The following is a 16,730-nucleotide window of genomic DNA, read 5'->3' on the forward strand; positions in this document are numbered from 1 at the left end:
AAAAGTCTTTTTATTGGTCTGATGCGGTTTTCGCTTTCCATACTTGATACGAAATCAACAGCCCGATCACTTCCGAATAGTTTTTTCTTCCGCTTTCTATTTTGTTTCCTTTCAGGTAGAGGTCGTATATCCAGTTTTGAACATCACCGATCAACGGACTGTATTTAGCCATCCAGTATTCCTGATTCTTTTTCGCCAGTTCTATAATCTCCGGTCGGATACGGTTGATTATATCGGCGTATTCTTTTTCACTCAGCAGCCGTCGGGCGTTCCCCAGTACATGATTCAGAATCGAGAAGTAGCCGCTGAAACGGATTCCCTTTATTTGTGAACGGGTACAAACCTGATAGGCATAAAAATTGGCCTCTGCCTCGCTCGAAATTCCCAGTAGATGAGCCAGTTCGTGAGTGTACGTTGCCGGATAGTTGATGGGGAGCAAGTCTCCGTTTAAAGTGAATTCGCAGAAGAAAGGCCCCATGCTTCCCGTCACTCCGACCATTGATATGAATGGGGTGAATATCATCGTCTTGACCCGTGGATTGGGAAATGGAGGGCGGTGTACTCCCAGGCTGTCGCTTAATTGATTGTAAAGTTTGACAGCTTCGTCACGTACCTGTTCCTCATGGATTCCTTTTACGGGAACAAACGAACTGTTCAGTGAGTCGATATAGTTATCCACAAACTCTTGAAAAATCTCCGGTGTGTAAGCTGTATAAGGAATATGCGTACGCTGGTAAAAGTTTGGCTGCGAATAGTTTAACCCCCACGCGAGGTAGAACCATACGTAAACCCATAACAGATATTCTCCGTCACGCAGCAGAATCCTCTTCCACGGCAGTTTCTTGCGGATACGGGCATAAAATGGATAAACGATGACTCCCGTGATACTCCCGAAAATAAATAAATCCCCTATGGCAAAAGGGAATAAGTTGGAGAAGAATGACAAAACGCGGGAGATGACAGGATAAACGGTTTGTGAATACAGGTTTCCCAAAGCGGGAATCGACTGTGTCATCCATACCAGAAGCAGCAGTACTCCCAGGGGTATATATCTAATTATCAGTTTCCGTTTCATCATCCGTGCAGATTTTAGTCAACAAAAATATGCATTAAATAAACGTCACGCGAAAAAATACCTCTATATTTGCAAAAAAACTGTTAAACGAAAGATGGCTACCGTAGAAGAAATTGAAAAGTATTGCCGGAATTGCGTGTCACGTGATTTCGTGAATGGGAAAGGGCTTGTTTGCAAACGTACCAGAGAGCTTCCTGACTTTGACGAAGAATGCGAAAACTTCGAGAAGGATGAAGAACTGTTGAAGATGGCTCCTCCCAAGCCCGACGACTTTCCGGTGTCAATGACGGAAGAAGAACTTCTCGCCGAAGAAAATCTTCCCAAAGGAGTGCTGTATGCATCCGTCGCGTGTATTTTGGGGGCGGTGGCATGGAGTCTTATCTCCGTTTCTACAGGTCTTCAGATGGGATATATGGCTATCGGAGTCGGATTCCTGGTCGGTTTCGCCATGCGGCAGGGGAAGGGGATACGTCCCGTCTTCGGTATTTTGGGAGCGGTACTGGCATTGATCAGTTGTGTATTGGGTGATTTCTTATCCATCATCGGCTTTGCTGCCAAGGATTATGATATGACGTTTTTCGAAGTGCTGACGGGAGTCGATTATGGCGAAATCTTTTCTGTCATGGTGAAGAATGTGGTGTCGATGTCCGCCTTATTTTATGGAATTGCTGTTTATGAGGGATATAAATTATCTTTCCGGGCACAGAAACATCCTGTGGGTGGCAAGATTTGAATTAAAATTATTAATTTTGCAGCCGTTATTTTTTGAATATACATTATCATATACATAAAGAAACATGGAATTAGCAAGTAAGTACAATCCCGCTGACGTGGAGGGAAAGTGGTACCAGTATTGGCTGGAACACCGTTTATTCAGTTCGAAACCCGATGGTCGTGAACCTTACACCATCGTCATTCCGCCCCCGAACGTCACCGGTGTGTTGCACATGGGACACATGCTTAATAATACCATTCAGGATATTTTGGTTCGTCGTGCCCGTATGGAAGGCAAGAATGCCTGCTGGGTGCCGGGAACTGATCACGCTTCCATCGCTACCGAAGCAAAAGTTGTAAACAAACTTGCTGCCCAGGGCATCAAGAAGACAGACCTGACCCGTGATGAGTTCCTGAAACATGCCTGGGACTGGACAGAAGAGCACGGAGGCATTATCTTGAAGCAACTCCGCAAATTGGGTGCATCCTGTGACTGGGACCGTACCGCCTTTACTATGGATGAGGAACGCAGCAAAAGCGTATTGAAAGTATTTGTAGACCTGTACAACAAAGGATTGATTTACCGTGGTGTCCGTATGGTAAACTGGGACCCGAAAGCGTTGACTGCCCTTTCCGACGAAGAAGTGATCTACAAGGAAGAGCACGGAAAACTGTTCTATCTCCGCTATAAGGTGGAAGGTGATCCGGAAGGCCGCTATGCAGTAGTAGCAACGACCCGCCCCGAAACAATCATGGGCGATACGGCAATGTGCATCAACCCCAACGACCCCAAGAACGCATGGCTGAAAGGAAAGAAAGTAATCGTTCCGTTGGTAAACCGTGTTATCCCTGTCATCGAAGACGATTATGTGGACATTGAGTTCGGTACCGGTTGTCTGAAAGTAACTCCGGCCCATGACGTAAATGACTATATGTTGGGTGAAAAGTATAATCTGCCCAGCATCGACATCTTCAACGATAACGGGACTTTGAGCGAAGCTGCCGGGTTATATATCGGTATGGATCGTTTCGACGTCCGCAAGCAGATTGAGAAAGACCTCGATGCTGCCGGATTGCTCGAAAAGACAGAAGCCTACACAAATAAAGTAGGTTACTCAGAGCGTACCAATGTAGTGATCGAACCGAAATTGTCTATGCAGTGGTTCCTCAAAATGCAGCATTTTGCCGATATGGCATTGCCTCCGGTAATGAACGATGAGTTGAAATTCTATCCTGCCAAATATAAGAATACATACCGGCACTGGATGGAGAACATCAAAGACTGGTGTATCAGCCGCCAGTTGTGGTGGGGACATCGTATTCCTGCTTACTTCCTGCCGGAAGGTGGCTATGTGGTAGCCGCCACTCCCGAAGAAGCGCTGGCTAAAGCCAAAGAGAAAACAGGAAACGCCGCTTTGACGATGGATGATCTTCGTCAGGACGAAGACTGTCTGGATACTTGGTTCTCTTCCTGGTTGTGGCCTATCTCCCTGTTTGACGGAATCAATCATCCGGGTAACGAGGAAATCAGCTATTACTATCCGACCAGCGACCTGGTGACCGGACCGGATATCATCTTCTTTTGGGTGGCACGTATGATCATGGCGGGTTACGAATATGAAGGAAAGATGCCGTTCAAGAACGTTTACTTTACAGGGATCGTTCGCGACAAACTGGGACGTAAGATGTCCAAGTCACTCGGCAACTCACCCGACCCGTTGGAACTGATCGACAAATATGGTGCTGACGGTGTCCGTATGGGAATGATGCTGGCAGCTCCCGCCGGAAACGATATTCTTTTTGACGACGCGCTCTGCGAACAGGGACGTAACTTCTGCAGTAAGATATGGAACGCCTTCCGTCTGATCAAGGGCTGGACGGTTGACGATAATATTCAGGCTCCGGATGCCGCTAAACTGGCTGTCCACTGGTTTGAATCCAAACAGAACGAGGTAGCTGCCGAAGTAGCGGACTTGTTCAGCAAATACCGTCTGAGCGAAGCATTGATGGCTGTTTATAAATTATTCTGGGATGAATTCTCTTCCTGGTATCTGGAAATGATTAAACCGGCTTACGGACAGGGAATTGACCGTACCACTTATGACGCTACTCTCTGCTTCCTCGATAACCTGTTGCATCTGCTTCATCCGTTTATGCCGTTCATCACAGAAGAATTGTGGCAACAGATGTACGAACGTAATGCGGAAGAAGGAGAAAGTCTGATGGTAAGTGCATTGAGCATGGATACTTATGTAGACACCGCATTCGTTGCACAGTTTGAAGTTGTCAAGGGAGTTATCAGTAATATCCGCAGCATCCGTCTGCAAAAGAACATAGCTCAGAAAGAACCGCTTGATTTGCAGGTGTTGGGCGAAAATCCGGTTGCAGAGTTCAATGCGGTGATCCAGAAGATGTGTAACCTTTCTTCTATCACAGTGGTAGAGAGCAAGGTGGAAGGTGCTTCTTCCTTCATGGTAGGAACTACCGAATACGCTGTGCCATTGGGCAACATGATTGATGTAGAAGCCGAAATCGCCCGTATGGAAGCTGAACTGAAACATAAGGAAGGATTCCTGCAAGGTGTATTGAAGAAACTCAGCAATGAGAAATTTGTCAATAATGCCCCCGCAGCCGTTCTCGAAATGGAACGTAAGAAGCAGGCCGATGCGGAAAGTATCATCAGTTCTTTGAAAGAAAGCATCGCAGCTTTAAAAAAGGCATAATGAACTGATACATAAAAATATGTAATGGAGAGGCATCCCGATAGATTTGGGATGCCTTTCTTTTTAAAAGATAAAAATAATACTATCTTTGCTTCCACTTTTAATCACACAGCAAAATGAAACAATTACTGCGAATATGCTTAACAGGTGCGTTCTTTCTTCTTTTCGAAGGACTCCTTTCCCCTATGTTGGCAGATAATGGGAAATCAGATAAAGAAATATTAGTTTTGAATTCTATTAACTTCAACCTTCCCTGGGCCAAAAACTTCTATTGGTATGTGCACGATGTTCTTCAGGAACAGGGAATAACCGCCAGAGCGGAATCATTGTCTGTCCCGGCCTTGCAGGATACGATGGAGGTAAATGCGGTCATCGAGCATCTGCGTCAGAAATATCCGCTTCCTCCTGCCGCTATTGTGATAATTGGCGATCCGGGCTGGATTGTCTGCCGTCCTTTATTTGACGACCTGTGGAAAGATGTTCCGGTGATCATAACGAACTCCCGTGACCGCCTGCCTGCTACCTTGGATATTCTGCTCTCTCATGCCCCGTTGAATGAGACCAACAGCGTCCCCGCCCAAGAGTGGAGAAAAGGCTACAACCTGACTACCCTGAAACAGCATTACTATGTGAAGGAAACCGTTGAACTGATCTATAGCCTGATACCTGATATGGATCGCCTGGCATTTATCTCGGACGACCGCTACATCAGTGAAGAAACCCGCGGAGACGTGAAAGAAGCTGTTGAAAAGCATTTCCCAAACCTGCCTTTAGAATTGCTTTCTACCACTCACTTGTCAACAGAAATGCTTCTGGACACCTTGCGCAGCTATAAAGCAAACACCGGAATTATTTATTATTCATGGTTTGAGTCGCATAATAAAGAAGATAATAATTATCTTTTTGATCATATTCAGGAGATTATCACCAATTTTACGTCCTCTCCCTTGTTCCTGCTTTCTTCCGAAGACTTGTCCAATAATACTTTTGCAGGAGGCTATTACGTTTCTGCAGAATCATTCGGCGATTCCTTGCTTGAAATTATTGGCCGTGTGCTGCATGGAGAACAGGCGGAGGACATTCCCGAAAGTATAGGAGGAAAGGCGAGTGCCTACCTCTGTTATCCGGTGCTGGAATCCTACAATATTCCCTATCACCTTTATCCCGAACGAGCTGTTTATGTCAACGAACCTAAAAGTATATTTCATCAATACTGCGTTGAAATCCTTTCCTGTTCCATTTTCCTTCTTATTTTGATAGCAGCGATCATCTATTATATACGTATTCTTCGCAAGGCATACACTCGTCTGAGTGAGGCAATGGAAAAGGCGGAGCAGGCGAATCAGTTGAAATCCGCCTTTCTGGCTAATATGAGTCATGAAATCCGCACTCCGTTGAATGCGATTGTCGGCTTCTCGAATATGTTGCCGGATATAGAAGATCGTAAGGAGATGCGCGAATATGCAGACATCATCGAAACAAATACCGACTTGCTTCTTCAACTGATCAATGATATTCTGGACATGTCCAAAATCGAAGCCGGCACTTTTGACTTCTGCCCTTCATTGATAGATGTCAATCAGACAATGGAAGAAATTGAACAGAGTATGAGGCTTCGCTTGAAAAAAGAAACTGTCACTCTTACTTTTATCGAACGTCTGCCGGAATGTACCCTTTATACAGATAAGAATCGTTTGATACAACTGATTTCCAATTTTGTCATCAATGCTATTAAATTTACTCAGACAGGTTCTATCAGAATGGGATATCGTCTGAAGGATGCCGATACAATTTGCTTTTATGTCTCGGATACAGGCTGCGGCATGTCGGAAGAGCAATGCAAGCATGTATTCGAAAGGTTTGTGAAATACAATCCTTTTGTTCAGGGAACAGGTTTGGGACTTTCCATTTGTCAGATGATTATCGATCGCTTAGGAGGGACGATTGGAGTTGAATCAGAGGAAAACAAAGGTTCTACTTTCTGGTTTACGCTGCCTTATCGGCAAGAATAGGATTGTATCTGTCTTCTTATCCTTTATGATTGTTTGTTTTATGTATTGCAGACTTCCAAGATTTTGGTCAGCTTATTACGATGAGACAATATTCTCAATCCAATGAGAAAAGATTCTCACTGCGATGAGAAAAAGTTCTCGCTGTGGTGAGAAAAAATTCTCATCATGATGAGAATGGTTGAGAATTTATGATCTGTATCAGCTTGTACTATAGATAAATACAGATTTACTATTTTCTGTTTTATAGCTTTAATTGATAGAGCAAAAAAGAACTTTACCTAAAAAGAGACCGTTTTTCTCTATTTAGTTGAAGGATGGTATAGATTTAATAGGTACGAATCCAATTTATTGGAAGGAGTCACTTATATTAAGGAAACAGTAAAGGAAGCAGCAATGGCAGATAATCTTTTAAATCGATGCGTAATTGTTTGAGTGCTTGCTGAATACGATAATCTACAGTCTTTGGAGACACTTCCAATGTTTCTGCAATTTCTTTGTAGCTCATATCCCGGAAACGATGCATAACAAATGCTTGCCGATAACTTTCCGGTAATGCAGTAACCGCCTCTTCAATACGTTTGGTTAGCTCTTTAATTTGATAGAAGTCCATATCCTGTATCATCTCTTGCATTTCTTCATAGAAACGCGTATCAGCACGTTTGATGGCATCAATGTGTGCAAGCTTATTTAAAGCCTTGTGATGTACCATTTTAAAGAGATAAGAACTTAATGATGATTCAATAATTAGGTTTTCCCGGTTTTCCCATATCCATAGAAGGGAGTCTTGCACAATTTCTTCTGCATCGTGGAAGTCAACATATTTATGACCATAGGCACATAGCACTGCATAGTATTGCCTGAATAGCGTTTCAAAGGCTTTTAGGCCTCCACGCTGTATTTCAGATAATTGAGGGTCATTCCTCTTTATGTGTACTTCCTTCATTTATTAAATTCTAATTTACTGCAAATATAGCTTTTTTATAATAAAATAAAGATTTTCTGAAAAAAATAAGGTTTTCGTTTAGGAATGTCATGGTTTGGTCTTGTCATATAATAAAAGGTAGAATAAAGGATGAAAGAATTAGATAATAATAGAATAGAAGAATTGCTTCCTCGTTATTGTGAGGGGAGGCTGAGCGAGGAGGAACGTCTGGAAGTGGAAGCGTGGATAGATGAGTCGGAGGAGAATAAACGAGTTGCTACTCAGACTTTTGCCCTTTATTTGGCTGTGGACACGGTTCAGGTAATGAAAAAAGTTGATACGGAGAAAGCTTTACTGAAAGTAAAGGGAAAAATGTCGGACCGTGAAGTGAGAAGGACAGTGTGGTGGGAGTGGACACAACGTGCTGCTGCAATTCTGTTTATTCCGCTTCTTACCTTATTTATATGGCAGAACTGGAAAGGGGATACCGGTGAGGTAGCGGAGATGATGGAAGTTAAGACCAGTCCTGGAATGACAACTTCGTTGACATTACCCGATGGTACAATTGTTTATTTAAATTCGGAATCTTCTTTGTCTTATCCTTCTCGCTTTAATGGAGATTTCCGTAAAGTGACGTTGAGTGGTGAAGCATACTTTGAAGTGGCCAAAGATCCGGAAAAGAAATTTATCCTTTCTACTACACATCAATCACAGATAGAAGTATTGGGTACATGTTTCAATGTGGAAGCATATGAACAGAATACAGAGGTTATTACAACTTTGATTGAAGGAAAAGTAGATTTTATGTTCGAGAAAGACGCTGGGGTGAAACATGTGTTCTTATCTCCAAGAGAGAAGCTGGTGTATGATTCGGAGACTGATAAAGTCCGCCTTTATAAAACTTCGGGAAAATCAGAGTTGGCTTGGAAAGATGGAGAAGTTGTTCTTGATAATACACCTTTGGAAGAAGCATTATGGATGTTGGAAAAAAGATATAGTGTGAAATTTGTTATTAAGAACGAAAAACTGAAGAATAGTTCGTTTACGGGAACCTTTACAAATCAACGTTTGGAGAAGATCCTGGAATATTTTAAAGTATCCTCCAAAATACGTTGGCAACATATCAATGATGATAAGGATGGAAGTGACAGAAAAAAAGAGATAATAGAAATTTATTGATTAACCTTTAACAATTTAATAGTATGAAAGCAAAACTTACCTAGAAAAAAGTATGGGAAGATTTTGGCAGATCTCCCCATACTAAAATGAATCAATTGAAAATGCTTGTTGGCAGACAAGCATAGTTAACTCATTTTCAACTTAAATCAATACAAAATTATGCAAAACAATTTTAGCATCCAAGTTTTAAGGGTGGTAAAGTCTTTTTGGCTAACCTCGAAAAAAATCCCACGTACTATGAGACTGGTTATTTTATTCTTATTTTGTTTTGTCGGATTAACTAATGCGACAGATAGTTATGCTCAATCTGCAAAGGTTACGATGAATGTACGTAATCAGACAGTTGAGGATGTATTAAGAGCGATAGAGAAGCAAACAGAATTTAGTTTCTTCTACAACAATGCTCATATAAATTTGAAACGGTTGGTGACAATCTCCGCTAACCGTAATGATATCTTTAAAGTTCTTGACGAAGTATTTAAAAATACGAGTGTAGAATATAAGGTAATAGATAAAAAGATCATTCTGTCCACGGAGTTGGCATCTGTCGAACAGGCGCATCAGGAAAAGGTAAAAGTAAGCGGACGAGTAGTGGATGCGGCAGGTGAACCGGTAATCGGTGCCAGTGTGATAGAAAAAGGCTCTACCAATGGCACGATCACTGATATGGACGGTAATTTTATCTTGAATGTCGGTTCAAAAGACGCCATTCTTGAAATCTCTTATATTGGTTATCAAGGACAGTCCCTGAAAGTAACTCCGGGAAAGACGCTGTCGGTAGTCTTGAAAGAAGACACACAGAGTCTGGACGAAGTGGTAGTAGTTGGTTTTGGCGTACAGAAGAAAGCGAACCTGACCGGCGCGGTATCTCAAGTAAAGATGGATGATGTACTGGGGAGCCGTCCTGTTGTAAATGCCATGAGTGCTTTGCAGGGTGCGATGCCGGGACTTCAGATTACTCCTAATAATGATGCTGCCGGTCCGGGACAGAGCAAATCATTCAATATTCGTGGTACGACTTCCATCAATGGCGGTGGTCCGTTGGTGTTGATAGATAATGTTCCGGGGGATATCGATATGTTGAATCCCGAAGATATCGAAAGTGTTTCTGTGTTGAAAGATGCCGCCTCGGCCGCTATCTATGGTGCGCGTGCCGCTTTCGGTGTAATACTTGTGACTACAAAGAAGGCGAAGAAAGGCGACGGGTTTCATGTCAATTATAATAATAATTTTGGTTTTCAGAGTTCTATCAATCGTCCGGAACAGGCTGACGGGCTGGAGTGGATGCAGGCTTACCTGGACGGCGAGTTCAATGCCGGTAAATATTACACCGGGCAAGATATCAAAACTTGGATGAACTACCTGACCGAATATCGTAAGAATCCGGGTAAATTCCAGACTACCGGAGACGGAGTATATGTAGACCCGGAAACAGGATTGAATTATTACCTGAATGAGAAAGACCTGTATGCCAATATGCTTGATGATTACGGTTTTCTGCAAGCACATAATGTGTCATTGAGTGGTGGTACTGATAAGCTGGCTTATCGTCTGTCCCTTGGTTATAATAGCGAGCAAGGTATTTTGATCACCGATAAAGACCGCTACAAACGTTTGTCGGGTAGTGCCTATATTTCTGCCGAAATCACCTCGTGGCTGACTCAGTCTGTAGATATACGCTATGCTCAGAGTGACAAGAATATGCCTGTGACTTCGGATAAGACCGGATTGTATGATATGCGTTTGCCGGTTGTATATCCCGAAGGTTCCCTGACTTTGCCTGACGGCACCAGCCTGATGACGAATACGCCTTCCAACGTTTTGAGAATGGCAACGGATAACAATACAATCAGAGACAATGCCCGTATCCTGTCAAAAACGGTATTGAAACCATTGAAAGGGCTTGAAGTGGCATTTGAATATACATTTGACAAGACATGGAGTAATCAGAATGTGAATAAGGCTTCCATTGATTATACAACGGTTGAGCTGGCAAAAATACAGACTGCCACTACTTCTTCTCTGGAGACGACTCACCAAAGTACTGATTATAATGCCATCAACCTGTATGCTAATTATAGATATTCATGGAATGACACGCATAACTTGTCGTTAATGGGCGGCTTCAACCAGGAATCCAGTGACTGGAAGAAATTGTATACTTATTCTTATGATATGATTAACGAGAAGTATCCGTCACATAGTACGGCTACCGGTGAGAATAAGGTTATTACAGATGATCATCGCGTGTATACCGTGCGTGGTGCTTTCTATCGTGTTAATTATGATTATAAAGGCAAATATTTGTTTGAGACCAATGGTCGTTATGACGGCTCGTCTAAATTCCCGAAGAAAAATCGTTTCGGTTTCTTCCCTTCTGTATCTGTGGGTTGGAACATTGCCCGCGAGAACTTTATGAAACCGGTTGTAGGTGACTGGCTAAGCGATCTGAAACTTCGCGGAACCTGGGGACAAATAGGTAATCAAGGCATTGACCCTTATAAATTTGTTCCAACCATGTCGCAAGTGGAAAAGAAGGATGTGGCATGGCTGGTGAATGGAGCGAAGCCGCTGACTTTGAATGCTCCGGGACTGGTCAGTGATAGTTTTACTTGGGAAACGGTAGAAACATTGGACTTTGGTTTTGATATAACTGCCTTGAACGGACGTCTGCAAAGTACTTTCGACTGGTATCGCCGTGATACGAAAGATATGCTTGCTCCGGGAGCTGAGTTGCCGTCAGTGGTAGGTGCTTCCGCACCTTTGCAGAATACCGCCGACTTGCGTACGAAAGGCTGGGAATTGTCATTGACCTGGAGAGATAGAATCGGTGCATGGGGCTATAATGTAGGCTTCAATCTTTATGACTCTAAAACAGTCGTTACCAAATACCATAATGAATCCAAGATTATCCTGAAAAGTGATGGCACGAATAATTATTATGAAGGATATGAAATCGGTTCTATCTGGGGTTATGTAACGGATGGTTACTATACAGCCGATGACTTTGAAGATACAAATACCTGGAAATTGAAAGAAGGAGTGGTGACAGTGGATGGAGTAAGTCCGCGTCCCGGCGACATCAAGTACCAGAATTTGCGTGATGATGAATCGAGTACGAATCGTATTGATACGGGAGACGGAACCTTTGACAATCCGGGAGACCGCAAGATAATCGGTAATAACTCTTTGCGTTTGCAGTATGGTATAAATCTGGGAGTCAATTACAAAGGATTTGATCTGAGTGTTTTGCTGCAAGGAGTAGGTAAACGTGATGTATGGATCAGTGATGCACGCCGCTGGCCGTTTAATTCCGGACAGTTTGGTTCACTCTTTAAAGACCAGCTGGATTATTGGAAACCGGTAGATTCTGCCAATGGTGACTGGACGGCAGCCAATCCGAATGCGGAATATTTCCGTATTTACGGGCAAGGAAACAACTCCGGTTACAATACACGTGCGCAAACGAAGTATCTGATGAATGGCTCTTATCTGCGTGTCAAGAATGTGACTTTGAGTTATAATTTCCCGAAGAGCTGGTTAGCACCTATTACATTAACGAGTTTGAAAGCGTTCGTAAGTTGTGAGAACCTTCACACATTTACTAAGCTGATGAAGGGTTATGACCCGGAACGCCTGTCTTGGGGATATCCTTTCTATCGTACGATTTCTTTTGGTTTTAATGTTACTCTTTAATTTAGAATTGGTTATGAAAAAAATAATATATACTATGCTTGCGGCAGCAGCTATCGGGTTTACTTCATGCAACGATAGTTTTATGGAACGCTATCCGGATACTTCGTTAACGGAGCAGACAGTGTTCAGTAATTATAATACTTTCAAGACCTATGCCTGGGGATTATATGGAGTATTTACAAATACTAATATCCTGCGTATTCCCGGAACAAACGGAGCCTATGCCAGTGCCACATCCTATACAAGCGATATTTATGCAGGTTATCTGATGCGTCGTCAGGGTGACGGTAATCCGTATGCTTTTCAGAATGTATCCAGTTCGTCATCGGGCAATGGATGGGCATTCAGTTTCGTCTATCGGGTCAATGTCATGTTGGCAAATATCGATAACTCAGGGATGACGGATGCGGACAAGGAGCATTGGCGTTCGGTGGGATATTTTTTCCGTGCCTATTATTATTCGGAACTGATAGCTCGTTTTGGTGATGTGCCTTGGGTAGATCGTGTACTGGGTGATTCGGATAAGGAAATAGCATATGGTCCCCGTACACCTCGTAAAGAAGTTGCCGATCATGTATTGAACGATTTGATATACGCTGAAGAGCATATAAAAGAAGAAGGTGACGGTGAAAATACGATCAATGTGCATGTTGTCCGTGCTCTTCTTTCCCGTTTCTGCCTTTTTGAAGGTACATGGCGTAAATATCATGCTTTGGGGGACGAAGATAAGTACTTTGATGCTTGTATCACTTATTCCAAGAAACTGATGGATTCTTATCCCGAACTGAACAGTGATTGGGGAGAGATGCTGACATCTGACCTGAAAGGAATGAAAGGCATCATTCTGTATAAGGAATATGTAGAAAAAGAACTGACAAATTATGTACTGACGCATGTTGAACGGACATCCACCCATAATGTGGAAATGCCGCAACACATCATCGACATGTATCTTTGTAAAGATGGTAAAACGATTCATAACAGCTCGGAATATGAATGGTCGCAGGACGGGGATAATAGTATGAATGCTACTTTCCGCAATCGTGACCTTCGTCTGCTGGAGACTGTAGCTCCCCCTTATAAGGTGATCCCAAGTGCCGATAATACCAGTTGGGAGTATACTTCTGATCCCAAGGACCGTGAGTTTATGGATATCATGGGCATTACCCGTTACACAGGTTTCGGGGGCGGAAATGGGGAAGCCGGTAAACATAAAGTGTTCCCATTGATGAACTGGTCTGCTGCTATATTGAAAGGAATGCCTCACTTCTTCACCAACAATGGCGGACAAGGTTTCCTCGTAGCCCGTAGCGGTAACTATGTGTACAGATACTATAATGTATGGGACAATTCGAAAGAGAATGAAGGGACCTCAGATGTACCTTTGTTCAAGATTGATGAAGTGATGTTGAATTATGCCGAGGCTAAATTTGAAAAAGGTGGTACAGGTGCCGAAGGCTTCAATCAGACTGTTGCTGATCTTACTATCAATAAGTTACGCGATCGGGTGGGAGTTGCCCATATGAAAGTGGCCGAGATAAATGCCGGATTTGATCCGAAGCGCGACCAGACCGTAGACCCTGTATTGTGGGAGATTCGTCGCGAGCGCATAGTAGAATTGATGGGCGAAGGATTTGGATTCTACGATGTGCGCCGTTGGAAAAAAGCACCTTGGTTTATCAATAAGATACAGTATGGTCAATGGGCTACTAAAGAGCAGATTGGCGATTCCGGACAGTTTGTTGATCTTGAAAAAGGATACGCCGATACAACAGGAAAGAAAGAAGGTTTTATCTATATGTATAATGATCCTTTGGTAGCAGGTAAAGGTTGGTTAGATAAGTATTATCTGTATCAGGTGCCTACTAATGAAATCGCATTAAACCCAGAACTGGCCCCCAATAATCCGGGATGGGAGTAATAATTAACTGAAACACAAATTGAAAGAAGATGTGCAAATAACTGTTTGCCACATCTTCTTTCTTTATTAGAGCCAATGCTATATCTTTCCGACTTTTCATATATTGGAGGTTATTTTATGTGTATCAGTATAAAAGAACTATATTTTATTTTCAGTAATCGGAAATTTGAAATATATTTAGGGGTTCAAATGCTCAAACACATTTGATGACCCTTAAAAAAATAATGACTATGAACATGCGTCTTCTATTACTTTTATTATTTGGTTCTGTTGTTATGTATACAAGTTGCCGATCTACGTCTGCTCCAATCGATTCATTGGCAGCACGTGTGACGGAGAATACGTCGAAAGATCAAATCCTTTTCCGGTTGGTTATTGATGAAGCCGATCCGGCAAAGGACTACTTTGAGATAGACTCCAAGGATGACAAAGTACTGATAACCGGGAACTCTGATCTCTCACTGGCTACAGGCTTGAATTGGTACCTGAAATATGTGGCAGGTATTCATCTTTCGTGGAATAATCCCTCGCAGAAATTGCCGGAAGTACTGCCTCTGCCTCAAAAGAAAATCCGACAGACAACGGCTATGAAGAATCGATATTACCTGAATTACTGTACCTATTCCTACTCCATGGCTTTCTGGGACTGGGAACGCTGGGAGAAAGAAATAGACTGGATGGCGATGCACGGCATCAATATGCCTTTGAGTATAACAGGGATGGAGGTTGTCTGGTATAATTTGCTGAAGCGTATCGGATATACGACGGAGGAGGTCAATGAGTTTATTTCCGGTCCTGCCTTTATGGCATGGTGGCAGATGAATAATCTGGAAGGATGGGGCGGCCCGAATCCCGACAGTTGGTATCGGCAACAGGAAGCACTGCAAAAGAAGATCATTGCCCGAATGAGGGAGCTGGGCATTGAACCGGTATTCCCCGGATATGCAGGAATGGTCCCCCGTAATATCGGAGAGAAACTGGGATATCAGATTGCCGATCCCGGTAAATGGTGCGGTTTCCCTCGTCCGGCTTTTCTTTCTACGGAAGATGAACATTTCGATTCATTTGCTGCCATGTATTATGAGGAGTTGGAGAAACTGTACGGAAAAGCAAAGTATTACAGTATGGACCCCTTTCATGAAGGAGGAAATACGGAAGGAGTAGACTTGGCAAAGGCGGGAACTTCTATTATGGGTGCTATGAAGAAAGCGAATCCGGAGGCTGTGTGGGTGATGCAGGCATGGCAGGCGAATCCGCGGGAAGCGATGGTCAACACGCTCGATTCCGGTGATTTGCTGGTACTGGATTTGTATAGTGAAAAGCTACCGCAATGGGGTGATCCGGAGTCGATGTGGTATCGGGAGAAAGGCTTTGGAAAACATGACTGGCTTTATTGTATGCTGCTTAACTTTGGCGGTAATGTCGGTCTGCACGGACGGATGGAGCAGTTGGTGAATGGATATTATAACGCCTGTGCACATATCAACGGGAAAACATTGCGGGGGGTAGGAGCTACCCCGGAAGGAATAGAGAACAATCCGATGATGTTTGAATTGCTGTATGAGCTTCCCTGGCGGGAAGAACGATTCTCACCGGACATATGGTTGCAAGGATATCTGAAGGCGCGTTATGGAGATGATTTGTCGCCGGAAGTAACAGAAGCGTGGCGTGCGTTGGAGCATACTGTTTATAATGCTCCGAAGAATTATCAGGGAGAAGGTACAGTCGAATCTCTGTTATGTGCCCGTCCGGGATTTCATTTGGACAGAACATCAACCTGGGGATATGCCAAGTTATTCTATTCACCTGACTCAACAGCGAAAGCAGCTCAGCTACTACTTTCTGTCGCAGATCGGTATAAAGGAAATAATAACTTTGAATATGATCTGGTGGACATCGTACGTCAGAGTCTGGCAGATAAGGCGAATGTATTGCTTGAAGAAATCTCCCAAAGTTATGACCGGAAAGACAAGGATAGCTTCAGAAAGCAGACACAACAATTTTTAGGATTGATATTATCTCAAGACAGTTTACTGTCCACCCGAAAAGAGTTCTCTGTATCTTCATGGTTATCTGCTGCCCGTTCCTTGGGAACTACAGAAGAAGAAAAGAAACTTTATGAATGGAATGCTTCTGCACTGATCACCGTTTGGGGTGACAGTATAGCTGCCAATCAAGGAGGTCTGCATGATTATTCCCATCGGGAATGGAGTGGCCTTTTGAAAGACTTGTACTATCAACGTTGGAATACCTTCTTTGAACAGAAACAGCAGGAACTGGACGGTAAACTCGATAAATCTACGGCAGAACCGATCCACTTCTATGGCATGGAGAAAGCATGGGCGGAGAAAAGTAAAACTGTCGATGTATCCGGCAAGAACGGACCATCTGTGATTGAGACGGCAAAGACCGTGTATCGGTCAGCAGTTGAATGAGCCGCCTCCTGTAGAGCTCTTACATATAACTTTAAATAAATAATCGGAAGTAA

General features: G+C 43.2%; 9 protein-coding genes. 7 read left to right on the forward strand and 2 right to left on the reverse strand.

The annotated features are described in order from the left end of the window. Positions 1-10: 10 nt before the first annotated feature. Complete coding sequence (locus K6V30_RS10320; protein ID WP_010536945.1) at positions 11-1,078, reverse strand: DUF3810 domain-containing protein; 1,068 nt, start codon at positions 1,076-1,078, stop codon at positions 11-13. 91 nt (positions 1,079-1,169) lie between these two features. Here K6V30_RS10320 and K6V30_RS10325 point away from each other — a divergent pair, with 91 nt between their 5' ends. From K6V30_RS10325 to K6V30_RS10335, 3 genes are all read left to right on the forward strand, one after another. Next, a complete protein-coding gene (locus K6V30_RS10325) occupies positions 1,170-1,808 on the forward strand; it encodes a hypothetical protein (RefSeq protein ID WP_016268346.1) in 639 nt (212 codons plus the stop codon). 64 nt (positions 1,809-1,872) lie between these two features. Further along, on the forward strand, positions 1,873-4,512 hold the full coding sequence (locus K6V30_RS10330) for a valine--tRNA ligase (RefSeq protein WP_055270149.1): 2,640 nt from the start codon (positions 1,873-1,875) through the stop codon (positions 4,510-4,512). A gap of 116 nt (positions 4,513-4,628) precedes the next feature. Then, entirely contained in the window at positions 4,629-6,524 is a 1,896-nt protein-coding gene (locus K6V30_RS10335; protein WP_055270147.1) for a sensor histidine kinase, read from the forward strand. 367 nt (positions 6,525-6,891) lie between these two features. Here the strand turns inward: K6V30_RS10335 and K6V30_RS10340 are convergent, their stop codons facing one another. Continuing rightward, positions 6,892-7,467 (reverse strand): RNA polymerase sigma-70 factor, encoded by a 576-nt coding sequence (locus K6V30_RS10340; RefSeq protein ID WP_055270145.1) that lies wholly within the window; start codon positions 7,465-7,467, stop codon positions 6,892-6,894. A gap of 129 nt (positions 7,468-7,596) precedes the next feature. On the opposite strand from K6V30_RS10340, the gene K6V30_RS10345 reads away from it, so the two are divergent. The 4 genes from K6V30_RS10345 to K6V30_RS10360 all read left to right on the forward strand — a co-directional run bounded on the left by K6V30_RS10345 (position 7,597) and on the right by K6V30_RS10360 (position 16,677). Next, complete coding sequence (locus K6V30_RS10345) at positions 7,597-8,625, forward strand: FecR family protein (protein WP_010536950.1); 1,029 nt, start codon at positions 7,597-7,599, stop codon at positions 8,623-8,625. A 237-nt stretch (positions 8,626-8,862) separates the two neighbouring features. Further along, complete coding sequence (locus K6V30_RS10350) at positions 8,863-12,321, forward strand: TonB-dependent receptor (RefSeq protein WP_055270143.1); 3,459 nt, start codon at positions 8,863-8,865, stop codon at positions 12,319-12,321. A 13-nt stretch (positions 12,322-12,334) separates the two neighbouring features. Further along, positions 12,335-14,242: a RagB/SusD family nutrient uptake outer membrane protein gene (locus K6V30_RS10355; RefSeq protein ID WP_055270181.1), complete on the forward strand. Its 1,908-nt coding sequence runs from the start codon at positions 12,335-12,337 to the stop codon at positions 14,240-14,242. 230 nt (positions 14,243-14,472) lie between these two features. Next, positions 14,473-16,677, forward strand: a complete 2,205-nt coding sequence (locus K6V30_RS10360; RefSeq protein WP_029425362.1) for an alpha-N-acetylglucosaminidase — start codon at positions 14,473-14,475, stop codon at positions 16,675-16,677. Positions 16,678-16,730 lie beyond the last annotated feature (53 nt).

This window comes from Bacteroides faecis (genome assembly GCF_020091505.1).
Lineage (GTDB): Bacteria > Bacteroidota > Bacteroidia > Bacteroidales > Bacteroidaceae > Bacteroides > Bacteroides faecis.